The sequence below is a fragment of the Cellvibrionales bacterium genome, from assembly GCA_016713115.1.
In the GTDB taxonomy this organism is placed as follows: Bacteria; Pseudomonadota; Gammaproteobacteria; order Pseudomonadales; family UBA7239; genus UBA7239.
In genome coordinates, this window is sequence record JADJPU010000001.1 from 28,590 (window position 1) to 49,343 (window position 20,754).

Annotated in this window: 13 protein-coding genes, 1 tRNA gene and 2 pseudogenes; 8 read left to right on the forward strand and 8 right to left on the reverse strand. The window is 48.1% G+C overall.

All coding sequences use genetic code 11. The annotated features are described in order from the left end of the window. Positions 1–7: 7 nt before the first annotated feature. From IPK30_00150 to IPK30_00165, 4 genes and pseudogenes are all read right to left on the reverse strand, one after another. Positions 8–1,072: an SGNH/GDSL hydrolase family protein gene (locus IPK30_00150; GenBank protein ID MBK8101751.1), complete on the reverse strand. Its 1,065-nt coding sequence runs from the start codon at positions 1,070–1,072 to the stop codon at positions 8–10. After that, positions 1,069–2,271 (reverse strand): glycosyltransferase family 39 protein, encoded by a 1,203-nt coding sequence (locus IPK30_00155; GenBank protein ID MBK8101752.1) that lies wholly within the window; start codon positions 2,269–2,271, stop codon positions 1,069–1,071. Before IPK30_00155 ends, IPK30_00150 begins: the two co-directional genes overlap by 4 nt. 343 nt (positions 2,272–2,614) lie before the next feature. Beyond that, a tRNA-His gene (locus IPK30_00160) sits at positions 2,615–2,690 on the reverse strand. Positions 2,691–2,887: 197 nt separating this feature from the next. Next, positions 2,888–3,406 (reverse strand): annotated as a pseudogene (locus tag IPK30_00165) (hypothetical protein). A gap of 498 nt (positions 3,407–3,904) precedes the next feature. Here IPK30_00165 and purB point away from each other — a divergent pair. The 3 genes from purB to IPK30_00180 are packed head-to-tail and all read left to right on the forward strand — an operon-like array spanning position 3,905 to position 7,679. Next, positions 3,905–5,287 carry an adenylosuccinate lyase gene (gene purB, locus IPK30_00170; protein MBK8101753.1) on the forward strand — a complete coding sequence of 461 codons (1,383 nt, stop codon included), beginning with the start codon at positions 3,905–3,907 and terminating at the stop codon, positions 5,285–5,287. A gap of 32 nt (positions 5,288–5,319) precedes the next feature. Beyond that, positions 5,320–6,153: a 2OG-Fe(II) oxygenase gene (locus IPK30_00175; protein ID MBK8101754.1), complete on the forward strand. Its 834-nt coding sequence runs from the start codon at positions 5,320–5,322 to the stop codon at positions 6,151–6,153. A gap of 2 nt (positions 6,154–6,155) precedes the next feature. Continuing rightward, positions 6,156–7,679, forward strand: a complete 1,524-nt coding sequence (locus IPK30_00180) for a hypothetical protein (protein ID MBK8101755.1) — start codon at positions 6,156–6,158, stop codon at positions 7,677–7,679. 10 nt (positions 7,680–7,689) lie between these two features. Here IPK30_00180 and IPK30_00185 read toward each other — a convergent pair whose 3' ends face one another. Continuing rightward, a complete protein-coding gene (locus tag IPK30_00185) occupies positions 7,690–8,259 on the reverse strand; it encodes a dCTP deaminase (GenBank protein MBK8101756.1) in 570 nt (189 codons plus the stop codon). A 119-nt stretch (positions 8,260–8,378) separates the two neighbouring features. Here IPK30_00185 and metG point away from each other — a divergent pair, with 119 nt between their 5' ends. Then, entirely contained in the window at positions 8,379–10,403 is a 2,025-nt protein-coding gene (metG, locus tag IPK30_00190; protein MBK8101757.1) for a methionine--tRNA ligase, read from the forward strand. A gap of 10 nt (positions 10,404–10,413) precedes the next feature. Here metG and IPK30_00195 read toward each other — a convergent pair whose 3' ends face one another. Continuing rightward, positions 10,414–11,211: a hypothetical protein gene (locus IPK30_00195; protein MBK8101758.1), complete on the reverse strand. Its 798-nt coding sequence runs from the start codon at positions 11,209–11,211 to the stop codon at positions 10,414–10,416. A gap of 59 nt (positions 11,212–11,270) precedes the next feature. On the opposite strand from IPK30_00195, the pseudogene IPK30_00200 reads away from it, so the two are divergent. The 3 genes and pseudogenes from IPK30_00200 (at position 11,271) to IPK30_00210 (ending at position 15,714) form a co-directional block, all read left to right on the forward strand. Then, positions 11,271–12,667 (forward strand): annotated as a pseudogene (locus tag IPK30_00200) (MATE family efflux transporter). A gap of 20 nt (positions 12,668–12,687) precedes the next feature. After that, positions 12,688–15,279, forward strand: a complete 2,592-nt coding sequence (gene mutS / locus IPK30_00205) for a DNA mismatch repair protein MutS (protein MBK8101759.1) — start codon at positions 12,688–12,690, stop codon at positions 15,277–15,279. A gap of 111 nt (positions 15,280–15,390) precedes the next feature. Next, positions 15,391–15,714 (forward strand): ferredoxin family protein, encoded by a 324-nt coding sequence (locus IPK30_00210; GenBank protein ID MBK8101760.1) that lies wholly within the window; start codon positions 15,391–15,393, stop codon positions 15,712–15,714. 55 nt (positions 15,715–15,769) lie between these two features. Here the strand turns inward: IPK30_00210 and IPK30_00215 are convergent, their stop codons facing one another. Then, positions 15,770–17,524, reverse strand: coding sequence for a sulfatase-like hydrolase/transferase (locus IPK30_00215; GenBank protein ID MBK8101761.1), 1,755 nt, complete (start codon positions 17,522–17,524; stop codon positions 15,770–15,772). A 100-nt stretch (positions 17,525–17,624) separates the two neighbouring features. Here IPK30_00215 and IPK30_00220 point away from each other — a divergent pair, with 100 nt between their 5' ends. Next, a complete protein-coding gene (locus tag IPK30_00220) occupies positions 17,625–19,376 on the forward strand; it encodes a hypothetical protein (protein ID MBK8101762.1) in 1,752 nt (583 codons plus the stop codon). Here IPK30_00220 and rlmD read toward each other — a convergent pair. Continuing rightward, the gene (gene rlmD / locus IPK30_00225) at positions 19,366–20,718 is read right to left on the reverse strand and encodes a 23S rRNA (uracil(1939)-C(5))-methyltransferase RlmD (GenBank protein ID MBK8101763.1); all 1,353 of its coding nucleotides are present in this window, start codon (positions 20,716–20,718) and stop codon (positions 19,366–19,368) included. The two genes, IPK30_00220 and rlmD, sit on opposite strands and share 11 nt — an antisense overlap. Positions 20,719–20,754: the final 36 nt, after the last annotated feature.

Genomic DNA, 20,754 nt, shown 5'->3' on the forward strand with positions numbered 1-20,754 from the left:
AAACCAATTAGCGAGACATCGTACCAGCGTCAGTCTGCACACCAGAAAACAGACCTTGCTGTTGAAGGTGCTGCCAAATAAATTGTGCCGATACCTTATTTCCCAGAGAGGTGTGATGCGGATCACTCTCCATGGTCAGGGGAAACTCCTGAGTTTGGCGAAAATCGTCCAATAAAGAGATGATCGGGTACGGCTTCTGGGGCGCAACTTCCGCAAAGTAACGAAAAGGCTCCAATGACCAAGCACCCAGCCGCGTGTACTCATCAGAAGGATCCTTTGGCGTTTCCGTTTTGCTGTATTGCACGGAGCGCGGCATAACAAATGTCACAAATTTTGCTTGCAGTTCATCTTCTGCATAACGATGGGTTTCATCCAGATTGCCAGTCAGCGCATCTAAATACGGGCGCGTTTCACTGAGTGGCCTTTCCATGGGGAAATAACGCTGCCACGGCGTACCCCACAAAGGTTTAGTAAACCAATCTGCTTTCACCACTTCTCTGCCCCACTTGCCCAACACCATGGATGTTGCAGGAATCCAATGTGCAACTTTAAAAAACCCTTGTCGCTCAGCAGCTCGGCGATAAAAGGTGTCATCCCAAAAATCGGTCATATCCACCACTTCTATCACCAAATCCGGCTTGTATTTTTTACCAATTTCCTTGAGTAACCGCAGTGATAAATAGGGCGATGACGATATCCAGCCGTAATTAAATACACGCACATTGTTATAACCGGCTTTGCGCGCCAATTCTTCCAAACGATAAGGCAGTGTGTCCTGCCTGCCCAGCCACATGCCGTAAACAAACGAATCACCCAATACGACGACATTAAAATCCTCATCGCGCACCGCACTGGGCTCAACGGCAGAACGAATACTGTCCGAATTTAAATCGGTGTACTGCTCACGCGTCATGCGATGATCGGGATTGCTGACTATATCGATAGACGACCACCATTTACCAAAAATTAGTGGCACAACAACTTCCAGCGCCAAAATAGCCGCAAACAACAATAAAAATAAAAACAGCAGTGAAAACAAGAACACTCTCAATGGAGAACGAGTATTCTTCATGGAATTTTTACCTCAAGTTCTTTATCTGTCTTTCTATAATAGGCATAGGCTGGCGGCAACTGATTGATCTGCAACTGACTATACGGCAAAAGCGCTAATGGAAGGTTGATGGCTGCCACGAGCTCAAACCCGCCCTCCTGCAAAACCCCTTCTATTAGCGCCGTGGAATCAACCTTCGGCATTGGTACCCGCAAAAGAACTGTTTCAGATACTCGTGCAGCACCCTCGATATTCATCACATTTAATGCAATTACTTTTTCTGACGAAAACTCACGCAAGAGTTCTGATTCATAATCAGCTACGCGCTGTTTGTTTCCTGCCAAACCCAGAAATAGCTCTTTGTCAATTTGTACAGACAAATACAGCAACCAGCCCACACAAAGAAATAACAGCGACCTCATAGCAAGCAGCGAAAAACTCCCTTTCATGCGCTTCAACAACACATCAGAACCCGCACCAAACAAAACTGCCAACAAGGGTAGCAAGTGGCTAAAATTTCTTTCAAAGAACACGCCCTGCGCGGCAAAAACAAATAGATAGAATGCAGACACCGCAACAGCTACCGCAAAAAATAAACGCTCAATTTTTTGATCTCGCAACCCAGATGCCAGCATCACCAAAAAGACAGGCACCGTAAAGAACACAGCAAGGTAGACAATTATTTGCCGCGCAGATGGAAAACCCATCCATCCACCCTGCTCTTCTTGTGCCGCGTACTGGGTTGTCAACAAGCCAACACCGTGCAGAAACCCTGATATATCTTTAAGAATATAGGGAGCGGAAATCGCCACGCCAAGCACAAAAAATATCAGCCACAACAACACATGCATCCAACGCTTTTGAATTACACAACTAACCGCAAACGCCAGCATGATCATCGGCATAAAACTAAACTTGCAAGCAAACGCCACGCCCCAGACAACAGCTTCCAAAAGTGCATAAGACTGCTTTTTTTGTTCACAATGTTTCCAAGCCAGCCAGCAGGCTAGCGCCACCAAAAACATGACGAATGATTCTGGTCTTGCATAATGCGCATCCACCACTGCCTGCGGAACGATCACAAGAAATGCAGAAGAAAATATTGCCGCTCTTTCACCGTAAAGGTTTCTGGTAAAACGATAAACAAAAAAAATAGCCAGCAGCTGACATAAAAGAGAAAAGGCGCGATAAACAACTAGCGCAGACACATCTTTACTCAAGCCATTTGCTATGGTTTGGAATAAATACAAGGCCGTGTGATAACTGGAAAAGTTGTACTGTTTTAGCTTGTAAAAACCACCGGCAAAATCACCGCGCCAATCGGCATGTTCCCAATTGGTGTCTAGCGTACCGCTCACCTGCATGTGCTTGATCACAGCAAGCGGTATCAATTCATCAGCAAAATAGGTTTTGGGATACACATCCCAACGCAAAGCAACGGCCAGTAATAACAAGCCTAACAAGGAAAGAAGAGATAAACGGGACGCTGATAATTGCATCACAACAGCACTTCACCAGTGAAAGTGCTGCAATCTAGCAAAACAGGGAGGGGAACGAAATAAATGGGGTGGCTGACGGGGCTCGAACCCGCGACAACAGGAATCACAATCCTGGACTCTACCAACTGAGCTACAGCCACCATAGCTGATACCGCAATGTATTAAGAAACATAAACGGCATTGGAAAACGCGGGCGCATTATAGGGTTTGATGCCGCAAATGCCAGCCCTAAAAGCCAACCACTGTTTGATAAACAGAAAGTTGTGCGCCATTAGGCTGGTCGCGCGGCCGCCGCGACGGGAACAGCGGTACTTTTCTTGGGATACAGGTAGATGGAAATTTTGTCACTGACAGCCCGCGTTATGCCCTGCAACTCCAAGCGTGATAGCCCGCTGATGCGATCAAGGTTAATTTTATGCAAATGCACACAGGGAATATCTGACTGAAATTCGCGCAAGTCACCTTTAGTCAGCACTGGCAGAAAGGGGCGCTCCGGTGTATGACGCTTAATGATGGCGTGCAAACCGACCGTCAACGGCATGGCTTTGGGCGCTTCATTGGGGTTGCGCGAAGGCATCGCGATATAAAGCCCTTGCTTGCCAATCAAAGCGCCAGGAATGATGTTCAAACCAGTGGGCGTAACGGCGCTATCTGGAATTTTGAAGAAGGTGTCATGGTGCGCATTAGGGTTCGGCAGAATAACGAGCTTACGATCCTCATGCTCTGGCAGAAAAATGTCGTAGTTGCTGTACAACTGCTGCACGGGGCCGGAATAGACGCAGAGCGTCCGCTTGAACTGCATAATGAAAGCTATAGCGCGCGAGCGGTTTTGAATCTTCTCCAGATCCCACACCAGCGGGTCATTGCCACGCTTTAACAGCTCTTTGGCATCAACTTCTGACACGATTGCCACCTTAAATATTCTGAAAAAATAGACCCGCGTGATTGTACATGATGATGCCACTCGAACGATTGCCAATAGCATCACACTTTTTAACTAGGGCTTTTACTTAGTCCACAGTATCTGTGGATAAGTCTGTGGGTTGCCTCATAAAATGCAGCCCAAAACAAGACAATACAAGCCTCCTCCACAAATTGCTCAAAAAACAACCATGAGACATAATTCCTTTACATTCAATAAGTTACATGGAATTTGTAACAAACAACATGACTATACACACCCATCTTAGCGTTTTTACCCTCTCACGACGCAACATGTGCATAACCGCGTTAGTCACCATTAACTGTGGAACATCATTGGCGATACATGGCGTTTCACAATCCCTAAAAATAGCCCTCTAGCCATCAGTTACAATGCGCCACCTTCTCTCTTGGTAACATTTGGAAACCCTACATGAGCAACTCTCCTTTCTCGCTCTCTGCATTGACTGCAATTACTCCAATCGACGGCCGCTACGGCAGCAAAGTGGAAAACCTACGCAGCATTTTTAGTGAATACGGCCTGATCCGCGCTCGTGTATTGGTTGAAATCCGTTGGTTACAGCAATTAGCCAATCACAACCAAATCCAAGAGCTTCCTGCTTTTTCCACACCAGCCAATGCACAACTCGAAGCCATATTGCGCAACTTCGACACTTCACACGCCGAGACCATCAAGCAAACAGAACGCACCACTAAGCACGATGTCAAAGCGGTGGAGCACTTCATCAAGGCACAAATGCAAGGCAATGCCGAGTTGGAAGCCGCCAGTGAATTTGTCCACTTTGCCTGCACTTCCGAAGACATCAACAACTTGTCACACGCATTGATGCTGCGCGACGGACTGCAACAATCCTTGTTGCCACTGGCAGACAAAATCATTCAAAAACTCACTGACTTATCGCGTGAATTTGCTGCCACGCCTATGCTCGCTCGCACACATGGGCAAACGGCATCACCCACCACGGTGGGCAAAGAATTGGCGAATGTCGTGGCAAGATTGCGCCGCCAACGCGAGCAAATTGCAGCTGTGCCACTGTTGGGAAAAATTAATGGCGCTGTCGGCAATTACAACGCCCACTTGTCTGCTTATCCTGATGTGGATTGGCAAACCAATGCAAAAACTTTTGTGGAATCGTTGGGTTTAACTTGGAATGCCTACACCACACAAATTGAGCCGCACGACTACATGGCAGAACTGTTTGATGCTATCAGCCGCTTCAACACCATTTTGATTGATCTCGACCGCGATATCTGGGGCTATATTTCGCTCGGTTACTTCAAACAAAAAGTAATCGCGGGTGAAGTCGGCTCTTCCACCATGCCTCACAAAGTGAACCCCATTGATTTTGAAAATTCCGAAGGCAACTTGGGCTTGGCCAACGCCATGTTTGGACACTTAGCCAACAAACTGCCAATTTCTCGCTGGCAGCGCGACCTCACGGATTCTACCGTGCTGCGCAACATGGGCGTAGGTTTTGCTTATAGCGCGATTGCTTATGAAGCCACACTCAAAGGTTTAAGCAAGCTAGAGTTGAATCAACTGCGCGTTGCTGAAGATCTGAACAACAGCTGGGAAGTGTTAGCCGAACCGATTCAAACTGTGATGCGTCGCTACGGTATAGCCGAGCCATATGAAAAATTAAAAGCACTCACACGCGGCCAAGCCATGACGCGCGAAGTCTTACAGCAATTTATTGACACTTTAGCAATTCCTGAAGATGCCAAAAAGGAATTAAAACAGCTATCACCTGCCAGCTATACAGGTAATGCAGCGCAACAGGCGGCAGATATTTAACACAGTTTTTTTTGGCAGGGTTGCAGCAAATGATGAAGATGATTCCAGCGTTCTACCTAGACCACGACCGCATGCAGGCCTTGGCACTGGAACACGCAGAGTCCTTCAAAAATGCAAAACCCTTTCGGCATTGTTACATCGATAATTTTCTACCAGAGGATGTCGCCCATCTGTTAGCAGACGAATACCCCAGCCCGACAGATATTGCTTGGGAGCGCGGCGGCGACCGTGCCACCCTGCAAACCATGCACAAGCTCGGTCACTCGAATGAACAGCAATTCCCGCCGTTTATTCGTCATGTAATGCACGAATTTAACAGCTCCACCTTCATTCGTTTTATGACGACACTCACCGGCCAAGCAGGCTTGATCGTCGATCCGCACTACAGAGGCTGCGGTCTGCACTCGACTGGGCGCGGCGGCAAGCTGATGATTCATGCCGACAAATCACGGCATCCCAACAAGAAAGTCGATCAGATTTTTAACATGATCTACTTCCTCAACCGCGATTGGCAGGAAGATTGGGGCGGACATTTAGAGCTGTGGGATAAAAATCTCACCCAGTGCGAAGCAAAAATTGCACCCGTTTTTAATCGCGCAGCTTTTTTCTTGACTGGCACCAACACTTACCATGGTCATCCAACTCCCTTGGAGTGCCCGGAAAATAGACGCAGAAACTCACTCGCCGTTTATTACTACCTTATCGAACGGCCGCGCTCAGAAAACTATGAAGGTTGGCGCAATTTTGTCGATTGGATGCCTACCACAGAGGATGAAAAATCGCGCCCACAGCGCGAGAGTCAACCTCAAGTTTTTCGTTTTGAAGGGAAAGACTTAAATATACCCATCGACAAAAAACCAAAATAACTATGTTTTTCTCTATCACGCGCAGCCTGCATTGGCTATTGGCGACCACACTCTTAGCTGCCGTCGGTGCTACTTTTTATTTTTCACTGAACCACCCTATCACTGCTGATTTGGCGATGCTGCATTACAGCGCATGGCTGATCAACGAAAAAAACTTTGTTCTATATCGCGATATTTTTGATATAAATTTTCCTGCACCCTATTTATTTCACAGCATATTAGGTAATGCGCTTGGCTATGAAGCACTACCACTGCGCTGGGTAGATCTGTTTTTGCTAACCACGCTTGGCTTTGCCAGCTGGAAAATTATTTCCCCTCTATCAAAACCCGCTGCAATTACCGGCTTCAGCCTTTTTTGTTTACTGTATTGGGTCAACGGCGGCGAGTTCGTTTTAGAGCGTGATGTGCTGGCACTTATTCCAGCGGCCCTTGCCTTTGCTATTGTCTGCGACAACAAAATTACTAAAAACATCATTATTCTCTCAGGCGTATTAACCGCCATCGCCTGCAGCATGAAACCCAATACCATCGTCATGATGCCGGTTTTGCTATGGGTTTTGCACAGCAATTGTGCGGGAAAAAAAATAATTACTATAGCCCTGTTTCTTTTAAGCATGCTCTTTGTGGCATTGATCCCTTTTTCATGGGCTATTACGCAGGGTGGCTGGGACAGCTTCGTTGATATTTATCGCCACTACCTACCCATTTATGCCAATAGCCGCTATGACTTATGGCATTACAGCAGCAGCGCCGAACGCTGGCAGATGCTGCTTTCTCAATACGCACAATGGGGCGGAATGTCGCTACTTCTTGCAGCACCTGGACTACTCTGGGCAAGGTTTTTACATCACAAGAATAGCGTTCTCTGCAAACGCATCACTCAGCTTGCCGCGATAACTTTTTCTTTCACGCTCTATGAGGCCATTGCAGGAAAATTTTGGTTAAATTACATGTTCCCTTCTGCCTACTGGAGTTTTCTCTGCTTCGCGCTATTGCTGACAACACCAACCGAACAATCTGCGACATGGAAAAAAACAGTGGCAATATTGTTATTGATTCCCTGCGTTGGACTTGGTTGGAGCCTTGCATCATGGACGCTGCCACTCATGCAACAAGCGCATCAAAAAGAGATTACCGCGCCGGAAGATTGGCGCGCGCGGCAAGCAGCCAACTATCTCCAAGCACAACATTTACAGCCAGAAGACACTGTACAAGTGTTGGATATGGCAGGCGATGGTCAAGCAGCGTTATTGATGGCAAAAGCCACTTCTGCCACGCGTTTTTTGATTGATGTACCGCTGTGGATGCAACCTGACTCGCAAGAAACACAAACCTTGCGTCAAGATTTCTTGCAAAACTTACAACAAAAAAATCCTGTCTATATTGTGTACTTCGAACAATTTCTGCATCCAGGCGGCGGCAATCGCCTGAAAGAATTTAAACCGCTGTACGAATGGATCAACAACCACTACGAAATTGCAGAGCAGCGCGAAGCGGCCTACATCATCTACCGCAAAAAACCATAATCGCTGTAAATCAAGCTTTGGGTAGCGTCACGCCGCGCTGCCCTTGATATTTTCCACCACGATCTTTGTAAGAAACTTCACACACTTCGTCAGATTCAAAAAATAACATCTGCGCCACACCTTCATTGGCATAGATTTTTGCCGGCAAATTGGTGGTGTTAGAAAACTCTAGCGTCACATGCCCTTCCCATTCTGGTTCTAGCGGCGTGACATTCACGATGATGCCGCAGCGAGCGTAGGTGGATTTACCCAAGCAGATCGTCAATACATTGCGCGGAATGCGGAAATATTCCACGGTGCGCGCCAGTGCAAATGAATTAGGCGGAATGATGCACACATCACTCTTGATATCGACAAAACTTTTTTCATCAAAATATTTTGGATCAACCGTCGCTGAATGCACATTGGTAAAAATTTTGAACTCATCGGCACAACGCACATCGTAGCCATAGCTCGAGGTGCCATAAGAAATCACTTTGCGACCCGCATTCGGTTCACGCACCTGACCCGCTTCAAACGGCTCGATCATGCCGTGCTCCAACGCCATGCGTCTGATCCACTTGTCTGCCTTGATTGCCATGCGTCTTTATCCTGTGCGTTTGATGAAAGCTCAGTATTCTAGCAGACCGACTCGAAAATCCACGGTCAAACCGCTATAGTTTTGCCCCTTCTGCTTTAGTGCAAATACCGGCTTATTCCATGACAACAGCACGCAAAATCCTCGTCACCAGCGCCCTGCCCTACGCCAATGGCTCGCTACACCTCGGCCATTTATTGGAAACGATACAAACCGACATCTGGGTGCGTTTTCAAAAGGCACGCCAGCAGGAGTGCCTCTATGTCTGCGCCGACGACACACATGGCACAGCCATCATGCTAAAAGCCGAACAACTCGGCATCACACCGGAACAACTGATCGCCGATGTACGCCAAGAACACGAGCAAGATTTTGCGGGATTTTTGATCGGCTTTGATCACTACCACTCCACGCACTCTGAAGAAAATCGTCACTATAGCGAACTGATTTACAATCGAGTCAACGATCTGGGGTTGATCAAAACCAAAGCGATCACGCAGGCATTTGATCCAGAAAAAAATCTGTTTTTGGCAGACCGCTATATCAAAGGCTCTTGCCCAAAATGCAAAGCAGAAGATCAATACGGTGACAACTGCGAAGCCTGTGGTGCCACTTACTCGCCGATGGATTTACTCAACCCTGTGTCCGTTATTTCCGGCGCCACGCCAATCGCCAAACAATCCGAACATTTCTTTTTTGATCTTCCCGCCTGCACAGACTTCCTCAAACAATGGACACGCGCCGGACACTTGCAAGAAGAAGTTGCCAACAAAATGGCTGAATGGCTGGATGGCGGCTTGCAAGCCTGGGATATTTCACGCGATGCACCCTATTTTGGCTTTGAAATCCCCAACGCACCGGGTAAGTTTTTTTATGTGTGGCTGGACGCACCCGTTGGCTACATGGCGAGCTTTCAATATTTGTGTCAGCAAAACGATCTCAACTTTACCGAATACTGGAACCCAACATCCGACACCGAGCTGTATCACTTTATCGGTAAAGACATTATCAATTTTCACGCGCTGTTCTGGCCTGCATTACTGCATAACAGTGGCTTCCGCACGCCGACACAAATTTTCGCCCACGGTTTTTTGACGGTCGATGGGAAAAAAATGTCAAAATCGCGCGGCACATTTATCCGTGCACAGAGCTATTTGAAACACCTGCAGCCTGAGTATCTGCGCTACTACTTTGCCACCAAGCTCAGCGACGGCGTCGACGATATCGACCTCAACTTGACTGACTTTGTGCAGCGCGTCAATTCTGATCTGGTTGGAAAACTGGTCAATATTGCTAGCCGCTGTGCTGGATTCATTACTAAAGCTGGCGGCACACTTTCTTCACATCTCGATGCGCCAGAATTGTGGCAACGCACCATTGCACAAAGTGCGCACATCGCCTCGCTGTATGAAAAACGCCAGTTTGGTCACGCCATGCGCGAAATCATGGCACTGGCCGACGAAGCCAATCAATACATCAACGACAAAGCACCTTGGGTACTTGCCAAAGAAGGCCATCAATTTGCCGCACTGGATGTCTGCACTATGGGCATTAATTTGTTTCGCGTATTGATGATCTACTTGCAGCCGGTATTACCTGTCACCGCACAAAAAGCTGCAGAATTTCTCAACAGCAAGCTAGCGTGGCAAGACGACCTGCAGCCGCTGCTGAATCACAGCATTCTTCCGTTTGAAGCAATGATGCAACGCGTCGACATTAAACAAGTTGAAGCAATGTTGGCGGAAGAAAAGCCTGCGGAATCGAGCGCAGCAAAGAAACAAGATAAAAAAGTAACCGCGCCTACCGATGACGGCATTGCACCAACCATTGAGATTGATGATTTTGCAAAAATCGATTTGCGCGTTGCCAAAATTATTGATGCACAACATGTAGAGGGCGCAGATAAACTCCTGCAATTAACGCTCGATCTCGGCAAGGAACAACGCAATGTCTTTGCCGGTATTAAATCTGCGTATCAACCTGAACAATTGATTGGTCGCCTGACCGTGATGGTTGCCAACCTCGCGCCGCGAAAAATGAAGTTCGGCATGTCCGAAGGCATGGTGATGGCAGCAGGCCCCGGTGGGAAAGACATTTTTCTGCTGACGCCAGACAGCGGCGCGCAACCGGGCATGCGCATCAAATAATCACATTACTTCAAGCAAGGCGGCTATCGCTAACTCGTCGAAACAGCGCCACGGTCTGCGCAATCCACGGCGCAGACCACTCCCCCATCCACAAATGCTCTGGGGTCAGCGTAGCCATTTTTTGCAAATAAGCTTCCACCAAACTCGCTAATTTTTCTGAAGAAAAATCACCCTGCAAGCCGCGATCCAAAGAAACACTAGAACACGGACTTTTATTGCTAGCCGTCAATGCCGCATCCAGCTGTTCAACACCAGCAAAACTTGCCAAAGTTTTTTCAGCTTCTGCATGTTGAGCCACCTGATTGATCTTTTTCAGATGGTCTAACCATACGCCACTAACAGCATAATTATTGGTCATACAGCGGCCATTCAAACCCCATACAAAAACCGGATGTTCTTGTTGCGGGCTGCCAATACTGATCGTGCGCCACAACAAAGCCTTTTGCTGTGCAGGTGACTGCAACGACAATATCGCTGCAATATCTGGCGCCACCCAATCATCATCATCTAAAAACACATAAAAACCGTTAGTGTCGGGAATATTGTTATAGCCTTGATACGGAATAATTTGCGCGTCTGTTTCTGCAAGATTTTTTTCCGCAATGCCTTTCAAGGCAGCACGCGTTTGAAAATAATCCACAGCAAAAGTGGCATTCCATAACTGCATCAAACAGAACACATAATCTGTGGGCTTACCCCACAAACGGCAGAATTCTGCTGACAAGGGGCGAAAAGCCTCCTCCGTCAATGTTGACCAATCCAAAGTCTGTCGTTGCACCACAATGACATGAGCTTTTTGCTTTATCACCTAAAGTAAATCCTTGTTCCTTTCGGAATCTCCGGCAGTTTTGGTGTGCGAGGCAGGCTATGATAACGCCGAACTCTTGCACTGCTATTGCCATGCCCACACTGATCCAACAAACACTCCGCGAATGGAAAATGCTTGCCTCACTAGGCAGCCCCATTCTAATTACACAATTGGCACAAATGGCCAATGGCGTCATTGATACCGTCATGGCCGGTCGCTACGGCGCACGCGACCTCGCTGGCGTTGCTATCGGCAACAGCTTTTGGATGCCCATTCTGTTGTTTTTTATCGGCATACTCACTGCACTGCAACCGACAATTTCCACACATCGCGGCGCACAAACACTGCACAAAATTACACCCGTGACATGGCAAGGCATCTACATCGCACTGTGTTCCGCAGCCATCATGATGGCCTTACTTTTTCTGTTGAACCTGCACTGGGATGGCTAAAGCTAGATGCAGCGACCGCAGAAATCACACAAGGCTATTTGCATGGCTTTCTCTGGGGCGTTCCCGCCATGTTGCTAATTGTTGCGCTGCGCGGGTTTACCGATGGTTTAGGACATACCAGAGTCATCATGAGTGTTTCTCTGCTATCTACACTCATTAACATGCCGCTCAACTATATTTTTATTTATGGAAAATTTGGCATACCCGCCATGGGCGGTGTGGGTTGCGGCTGGGCAACCGCCTTAGCAAATATCATGGCATTTATTGTCTTATTAATTTATCTGCATCGCAGCAAAACCTTTCAACAGCTATCGCCACTCAAAAAATTTCACCGGCCTGATTTTCATGAAATAAAAAAATTATTGCGCTTGGGCATCCCCATCGGCTCCACTTTGTTTTTTGAAGTCAGCATGTTTACCGTAATCGCTTTATTTCTTGCACCGCTGGGACCCATTGTTGTCGCTGGTCACCAATTAGTGCTCAACTTCGTTTCTTTGATGTTTATGGTGCCATTAAGTCTCGGCATGGCTCTGACTTTGCGTGTGAGTTTTTTGGTTGGCCAAGGCAAGGTAGAAACCGCACATCAATTGGCGCGCAGCACCCTGCTGCTCGCGCTCAGCATCGCCATGGTTTATGTACCGCTGTTGACACTGGGAACACAATTTATCGCCTCTGCTTACACCAAAGACGCCGAAGTAATTGCCGTGGCTGTGCAGTTATTAAAGCTAGCCGCCATCTTTCAAGTTGCTGATGTGCTGCAAGTTGCCGCCATCAGTGGTTTGCGCGGTTTTCACGATACACGCATACCCATGCTCATTATTTTGCTGTCTTTCTGGGGCATCGCTATGCCGCTCGGTTACACCTTAACTTTCACCAATCTACTGCTGCCGGCAATGGGGGCGGCTGGTTTTTGGTTAGCGCTAATTGCCGGCTTGGTTTCTGCCTGCATTTTGTTAGTGTTGCGACTGTTTCGTTTTAAACCTCGCGTACAATCTAGTCATTAACTTTTTCTGCACCTATAAGCATGTCAAGCATACCCGCCGACACCGACAACCAACTGCATACGCCGATGATGCAGCAATATCTCGCTATCAAAGCGCAGCACCCGCATGAACTAGTGTTTTATCGCATGGGGGATTTTTATGAATTATTTTTTGATGACGCTAAAAAAGCCGCGCGATTATTAGATGTCACACTCACCGCGCGTGGGAAGTCTGCCGGCAGTCCTATTCCGATGGCTGGCGTCCCTTTTCATGCAGCTGACAATTATTTGGCGCGCTTGGTGCGCCTCGGCGAATCAGTAGCTATCGTTGAACAAATTGGCGATCCCGCCACCAGTAAAGGCCCTGTTGAGCGCAAAGTGATGCGCATTGTGACCCCTGGCACCGTCAGTGACGAAATTTTATTGGACGAAGCGCGCGACAATTTATTAGTAGCGTTATTTCACAGCGAAGGAAAAACTGGCATCGCCGCGTTGGATATCACCAGCGGCCGCTTCACTGTGCAAGAATCAGAACACCTTGAGGCCTTAATTGGTGAGTTGCAACGCCTCAACCCTGCAGAATTATTGATACAAGATGATGTCTCACTGCCCGATGTCATTACACGCCGTGCTGGCATACGAAAACTGGCGCCGTGGGAATACGATTTTGATACCGCACAGCGTTTGCTAACGCAGCAATTTTCCACGCACGATCTTGCTGGCTTTGGCTGCGTTGACATGCTTTTGGCATTGCGCGCAGCGGGCTGCTTGATGAGTTATGTCAAGCAAACGCAACGCGCTGCCCTACCGCACATTCATGCGCTATCCGTTGAGAGGCGCGGCGAAGCCGTAGAAATGGATGCCGCCACACGCCGCAACCTTGAATTAGATACCAACATTGCTGGCACACAAGAAAACACTTTATTTTCTGTCGTTAATACCTGTGCAACAGCAATGGGCGCGCGCCTGCTGCGCCGTTGGCTACATCGCCCGCTGGCTAATCTGTACGCCCTGCAACAAAGACAACAATGCGTTGCTGATTTGCTAGAAAATTACCGTTACGAACCACTGCGTGAAGTTTTAAAAGAAGTCGGTGATGTTGAGCGCATACTCTCGCGTGTCGCACTGCGTTCTGCCCGACCACGCGACCTCACGCGCCTCGCACAATCTTTAGCCTGTTTTCCCACACTGCGTACACAATTGCTCAACAGCACGGAATCATTGATTCACTTTGCCAACCGCATCAGTGAATTTCCAGACACGGTTTCCCTGCTGGAAAAAGCCGTCGTTGAAAATCCACCGATGGTGATTCGCGATGGCGGTGTGATTGCCGAGGGTTACGATGCAGAATTGGACGAACTGCGCGCTATCAGCGAAAACGCAGGTGACTACTTGGTGCAACTGGAATTGCGCGAGCGCGAGCGCACGGGTTTACCAAACCTCAAAGTAGGATATAACCGCGTTTCCGGCTACTACATTGAATTACCGACAGCACAATCCAAACTGGCGCCTGATGATTACATTCGTCGTCAAACATTAAAAAATGCAGAGCGCTACATCACGCCAGAATTAAAACAATTTGAAGACAAAGCACTCTCGGCAAAAAGCCGCTCACTGGCGCGTGAAAAACAATTGTACGAAGCGCTGTTAGATCGTCTGCATGAACATTTATTGGCGATGCAAAATTCTGCACAAGTGGTTGCAGAGTTGGATGTCACGGCAGCGCTAGCCGAACGAGCAGAAGCACTCAACTGGTGTCGCCCAACACTGTCGGAACATGCCGGCATCGACATCATTAACGGTCGCCATCCGGTTGTTGAGCGAGTGGTGCAACAACTGCACGGTGAAGCGTTTGTGCCAAACGATCTCGTACTGGATGAGCAACAACGCATGCTGATCATCACCGGCCCCAACATGGGCGGTAAATCTACTTACATGCGTCAAACTGCGCTGATTGTTTTGCTCGCTCACATCGGCAGTTTTGTACCGGCAGAACGCGCGCAAATTGGATTGGTGGATCGCATTTTTACGCGCATCGGCGCATCAGATGATCTCGCTTCCGGTCGTTCAACATTTATGGTGGAGATGACAGAAACCGCGAATATTTTGCACAACGCCACGCCCAACAGCTTGGTATTGATGGATGAAATTGGACGCGGCACCAGCACCTTCGACGGTCTGTCTCTCGCTTGGGCTTGTGCGCATTTTCTCGCTGAACGCGTGCGCGCTTTTACACTGTTTGCCACACACTACTTTGAGTTAACTTCCCTGCCAGATGAGTGCACTGGGGTCGGCAATGCCCATCTTGATGCCAGTGAGCACCATGACGGCATTGTGTTCCTACACAAAGTGCAACGCGGCGCGGCCAGTAAATCCTACGGCCTGCAGGTGGCGAAATTAGCCGGCATTCCGCGCGAGGTGTTGGCGGCCGCCAAAGACAAACTGCACGCGCTGGAATCATCTGACACATCAAACCCTACCTCTACGGTCGCAGCTCCTTCACCACGCCAGCCGGATCTCTTTGCCGCACCACAACCGCGCTGTGTAGACACCCTGCGCAGCACCAATCCTGATGAGCTGACCCCCAAAGCCGCCTTAGAACTGCTCTATCGGCTAAAAAATGAGCTGGATTAGGTATCATTTTTCAAGCATTTCAGCCATTTATCGTAGGTTATCTCTGACACAAGATGAGTAAAATGCTGCCCCTATCTGAAATCTCTTTCTCTCGTATTTGAGGACATTGCAATGGCCTTTGTTGTTGGCGAAAACTGCATCAACTGCAAACACACTGACTGCGTAGAAGTGTGCCCAGTCGACTGTTTCTATGAAGGCCCTAATTTTTTGGTTATCCACCCAGACGAGTGCATCGACTGCGCACTGTGTGAACCCGAGTGCCCAGTAAACGCCATCTACTCAGAAGATGAATTGCCAGCCGACCAAGCCGCGTTTATCGAGTTAAACGGCGAACTGGCCAAGCAGTGGCCAAATATCACCGAAATGAAACCGGCTCTGCCTGATGCGGAAGAGTGGAACGGTAAGCCTGGCAAATTGGCTCTGTTGCAACGCTAAGCCACCCCGCTTAGCTCATTGCAACTGCGCGCAAAGTTCCTCTTTGAGCTTTGCCTCATCGACAAAATACGGCCACTCTCCCACAATATTGGCTCGATGAAAAATACAGCCGCTGACAGCTTCCCTGCCAGCGGTTTTTTTGTGCCGCCGAAATACCCACCCATGTGGGTTCGCTCACATTCACACCTGCCAAAGAATCGGTTTGCCACTCGGTTCGCGCCAACTCTTTTCCATTGATGGAAAGTAAAAGCTCTGTTGGATTGATTGCTTGCCCGAGATTGGTATAGCGATCATACAAATCAGCATTTAGTCCAATCAGCGTGCACGATGTCGATAAATCCAATGGCACCGCCCAATGATGTCCATACATATCAACAACCAGATTTTTTTTCTCTGGACTGTAACGCAGCGACCACACCCCAGCTTGCTCTGCTAACACTTGCTCTGATGTCATATTTGCAGATGCACTCCCCGCGATATAAAAATCCCACTCGCGCAGAGGCGTACGCAAAAAATCACTGCCAGATAATTTCTCGCTACCATTCGGCATCTTTTCTACACTTATGGGCGTTCTAGAAACCTCATTCAACCACGCAACAAACTGATGCTGCATTTTTCCTATTTCCCTGAAATGCAAAATCTTCTGCGCGGTTTCATCTTGAGAAGATTTCGCATCAATGCGCCATAACTGAAATTTTTCTAGCAACCGAAAAGTCCACTCCTGAGTAGTGCGCCAGTGCTTATCCGCCGATAAAACCGAGCTACTGCTGCGCGTCATCCAATACAGCGGGCGATCAATAATTTTTTTAATATTTTCAAACGCGTTAAAGTCCACGCCATCGGTTGTAAATGGTAGCGGCTTACCCAAACGCGCCGCCAAGGTAGGGAACACATCGGCAATTGTGATGGCACGCTCATCCAGGGAATTAGGCATTACTTTTGGATCAACCCAAAACATCGGTGTACGCACCGCGCCTTCGCTGTAATGTGCTTTTCCACCCACAAAACCTGCATTGCTACCACCGCGTTTTTCTGGCGCGCCGTTATCACTGAGAAAAATGACGATGGTATTGTCCTGCTGGTCTGTTTTGTGCAAAGCCGCCAATAATTCACCGACATTGCGATCTAGATGTCGCAACATGGCACGGTATTTTTCATCGTCAGACAAATTATTTGCTTTCTCTTCCGGCGGCGCATGTAAAGGCCCATGTGGCAGTGGCGTGGCGTACCACATCAACCACGGCCTATCCGTTTTTGCCAAAACCGCAATGTCATTCACTGCGCGCTGCGTCAATATGTCTGGCAAATACCCTGCATGTTGCTGCCAAGCATTCTTTTCATCTTGTAGCCAAGGGTTTTCATACACCGGTGCGCGCATCACCGGTTTACCGTCTTGATCCAGCCCTTGCAAGAACCATTGATTGAGATAGCCAAAAAAAGAATCAAAACCTTGTGCAGCAGGCAGCGCATCAGTATTCAATTCGCCTATATGCCATTTGCCCACCAGATGCGTGCTGTACCCCATATCACGCAACCATTCTGGCAGCGTGATAATTTCAGGAGAAATGCCGCGCGCAATGGGATGAAAACCCAGCCTAGTCGGTGATTGCCCTGTCAATAAAGAAGCGCGGCTAGCTGAGCAAGTGCTGTCTGTGTAGAATCGACTGAAGCGCATTCCGCGCGCCGCCAACGCATCTATTGTCGGCGTTTGTGTTTGCACACTGGGTGTAAAACTATGCAAATCACCTACACCCAAATCATCAACAACAATTAACAACACATTGGGCTGTGATGTCGTGCTAGCTGCCACACCATTTAATCCTGATACAACAAGCAGCAGCACGCTGCAGAATAGCAATCGAATACTAAACTTATGATTTTTTTGACCATCGCAAACAACGGCACTATCAATGAACAGTAGCCGCATTGAACGCAATCAAGCTCTGAAAAGCAACGCCATCCTGACTGGCTTTGCCGGCCTGTATGCCTTGGCTGCACTCTGCATCACAGCTTTCTCACTGTATCTGACTGTAATTCTGCATTGGCAAGGCGCTTTTCGTGATTTATGGGAATTTATTGACGACATCGAAAAACAATTCCAAGGCATTTGGTCAGCCAGTTACTTACTTGATGCCTACGGCGGCGCGCATCGGATTTTTTTCCCAAAACTCCTATTTTTTGCTGACTATTACTGGTTTGGCGGGCGCAATGCATTAACGACGACTATCGCCCTACTCTGTCAGTTTGGCTATGGCTTACTCATTTGGCGTGCCACACGCTGGCAATCTTTCATCGCCAGCGAGCGCATCCTCGTCATCAGTCTCTTTATATTGGCGCTATTTAGCACCACCCAAGTCAGCAACTTTTTGTATGCAATGGATGTGCAGTGGTACATGTCCAACTTTTTAGGACTAATAGGTCTATATGTATTGGCCTATTACAAAGACAACGCCAAGAAATGGCTGCTCGTACTTCTTTTCGGCAGTGCTGCTGCTCTGTGCAATTTCACAGGCATCATGCCGTTATTCATTGCCGTGTTAACCCTATTGATACAACACAACCGTAAACCCCTGCATTACGGCCTGCTTATCACCATTGGAATAATTTGTTTTTTTTATATTCACAATGACAAAAACAGCGCCAATGTTGTTATTGGCGCACTGATGCTCAGCGACAATCTCGAAACTACTTTTCGCATCATCAACAATACCTTGATCGATATGGCTATTTATGTGCCACGCTATTTATCCAGTCCGCTATCACGCACTTGGCCTATTGCCGGAGGCGCACTGGCAATTATTGGCATTGCCGTTACTGCTTTTAACTGGCTGCGGTTATTTCACAACAACATCGCGCTAACGCCGTGGCAAAAGCTCTGCTTATTTATATCGACCGGCATTATTGTCAGCGCCATTTTTACTGCCTTCGGCCGCGTGATCTATCCCAACTCCGCCATTGCCGAACGCTATCAAACACTGGTTCTGCCATGGCTTCCATCGCTGTTTGGTTTGCTGTGGTCGGATTTACGCAATACAAACTTTCGCACTGTCTTTCTTGGCGTCTGGACAATTACTTTTGCGTACTATTTTCTTCCCGCACAACCGGTCAGCGCCAAGAGCATGGTGGTATTGAGTTCACGCATACAACAAGCGCACACGGCAGCGCGCGCTGGCGTATTGGAGCCGCCGTATATTCTCGCCACGCTATCTCACCCTTTGATTAAAAATAAAATTAACTCCGTAAAAGATAACGATACTTTCTTACGCAGCCACTCACTGGGTTATTTCCAACACCTGCCACAATTTCCCATAGGCAAACAACTAACAATCACAGAGGAGCCCGCCTGTTTAGGGAATATTTCACCGCGACTCGACAACACCGCCCAAGCGTGGATATTTGACGGACAACTCCTGCTTACTGAGCAACAGGCTGCTACAGATGTTGTAATCATGCAAGACGGAATCATTAAAGGGCTTGGCATCTTGATCGGTGCGGATGACTCTCTGCTGCCTACCACACAGCAAGATGTACAACAAAGTCGTTTTCGCGCTTATGCACATCAACAAGCATTAAATCCCAGCCAACCCATCACCCTATTAGGCATATACAACAACACAACGCAATGCCAAATGACATTGCCAAGCATTACGCCTAGCGCTTGAGTTTCTTCAGCGCCTTCTTTGGCTGATGATCCGCTTTTGTTTTTTTACTTATCGATAAATGTCTTTTTGTAAAAACTGCTAACACTTCAATATGTGAAGTCTGTGGAAACATATCCACCATTCCAACCTCAGCAAGTGCAAAGCCACGCCGCTCTAAAACAGCCGCATCTCTCGCAAAAGTAGATGGACTGCACGATACATACACAATACGCTCAACACCATCCAACTTCACTTGCTGACAAAAAGTTAGCGCGCCTTCACGCGGCGGATCTAACAATATTTTGTTAGCAGTTAAGGTGACTTTCTCAATATTTTTCTTATTCGATAAATCACATACCAGCCACGACACATTGGTGACAGCGCATGCAATCGCTTGGGCTTTAGCGCGACTTACCATTGTCTCACTGACTTCTAGCGCAGAAACCTGCTTCACCGCCTTTGCAATGGGCAAGGTAAAATTCCCCAAACCAGAAAAAGCCTCTAGCACCAGATCCGTTTTTCGCAAATCCATTGCCGACAGCACAGCATCAATCAATAAAGCATTCACTGCGCCATTGGCCTGCAAAAAATCACCCGGCATACACGCCAACGCAGTCTTAGATTTTTCGTGCTGCAACAACACCTGCTCTTTGCCAAACGCATACTGAGCGGAGCTTTTTTCTTCTTGTTGGATAAACACCGTTACCGCCTGCTCAACAGCAAATGCCTGCAACAAGGCCTGATCTACTGGCGATAGTGCTGCAGTTACACGCAACAACATGCCTATGCCATTATCCGCCGCTAATAATTCGATGTGCCCCAACTGCCTTGGCTGCGACCAGCGCGACAAACACTGCCGCAAGTGCGGCAACAACTTCTGCAAAGCCGGCACTAAAACTGCGCAGTGTTTTATTTCAACGATTGTTTGGCTGTGACGCTGACGAAATCCCAGCGCCAAATGTTTTTTATCTGCCAACCAACGACAGGCAATGCGCGCACGACGACGATACGCCCACGGCTCTGCAGCCAGCGTTGGCAGCCATTGCACAGCGGCAATATTTTCAATGCGCGCTAATTGCTCTTTTAACACCTGTTCTTTATTGACGAGCTGCGTTGCGTAATCCATGTACTGCACATCACAACCGCCACAAACTGTTGCATATTCACAAGGCGGCACAATGCGTGTAGGTGATGCTTGCAGCACATCTACCACTTCTGCTTCAACACGATTGCTATAGCGCGCGCGTTCACGCACCAACACTCGTTCGGCCGGCAATGCGCCATCTACCAGCCACACCACACCTTCAGCGTGCGCCACACCGCGCAAATCGTGCGCCAATGATTCAATCGTCAGTTCTTTCATGTATTACTCAATCAGACACGCAATCAAACACGCAAT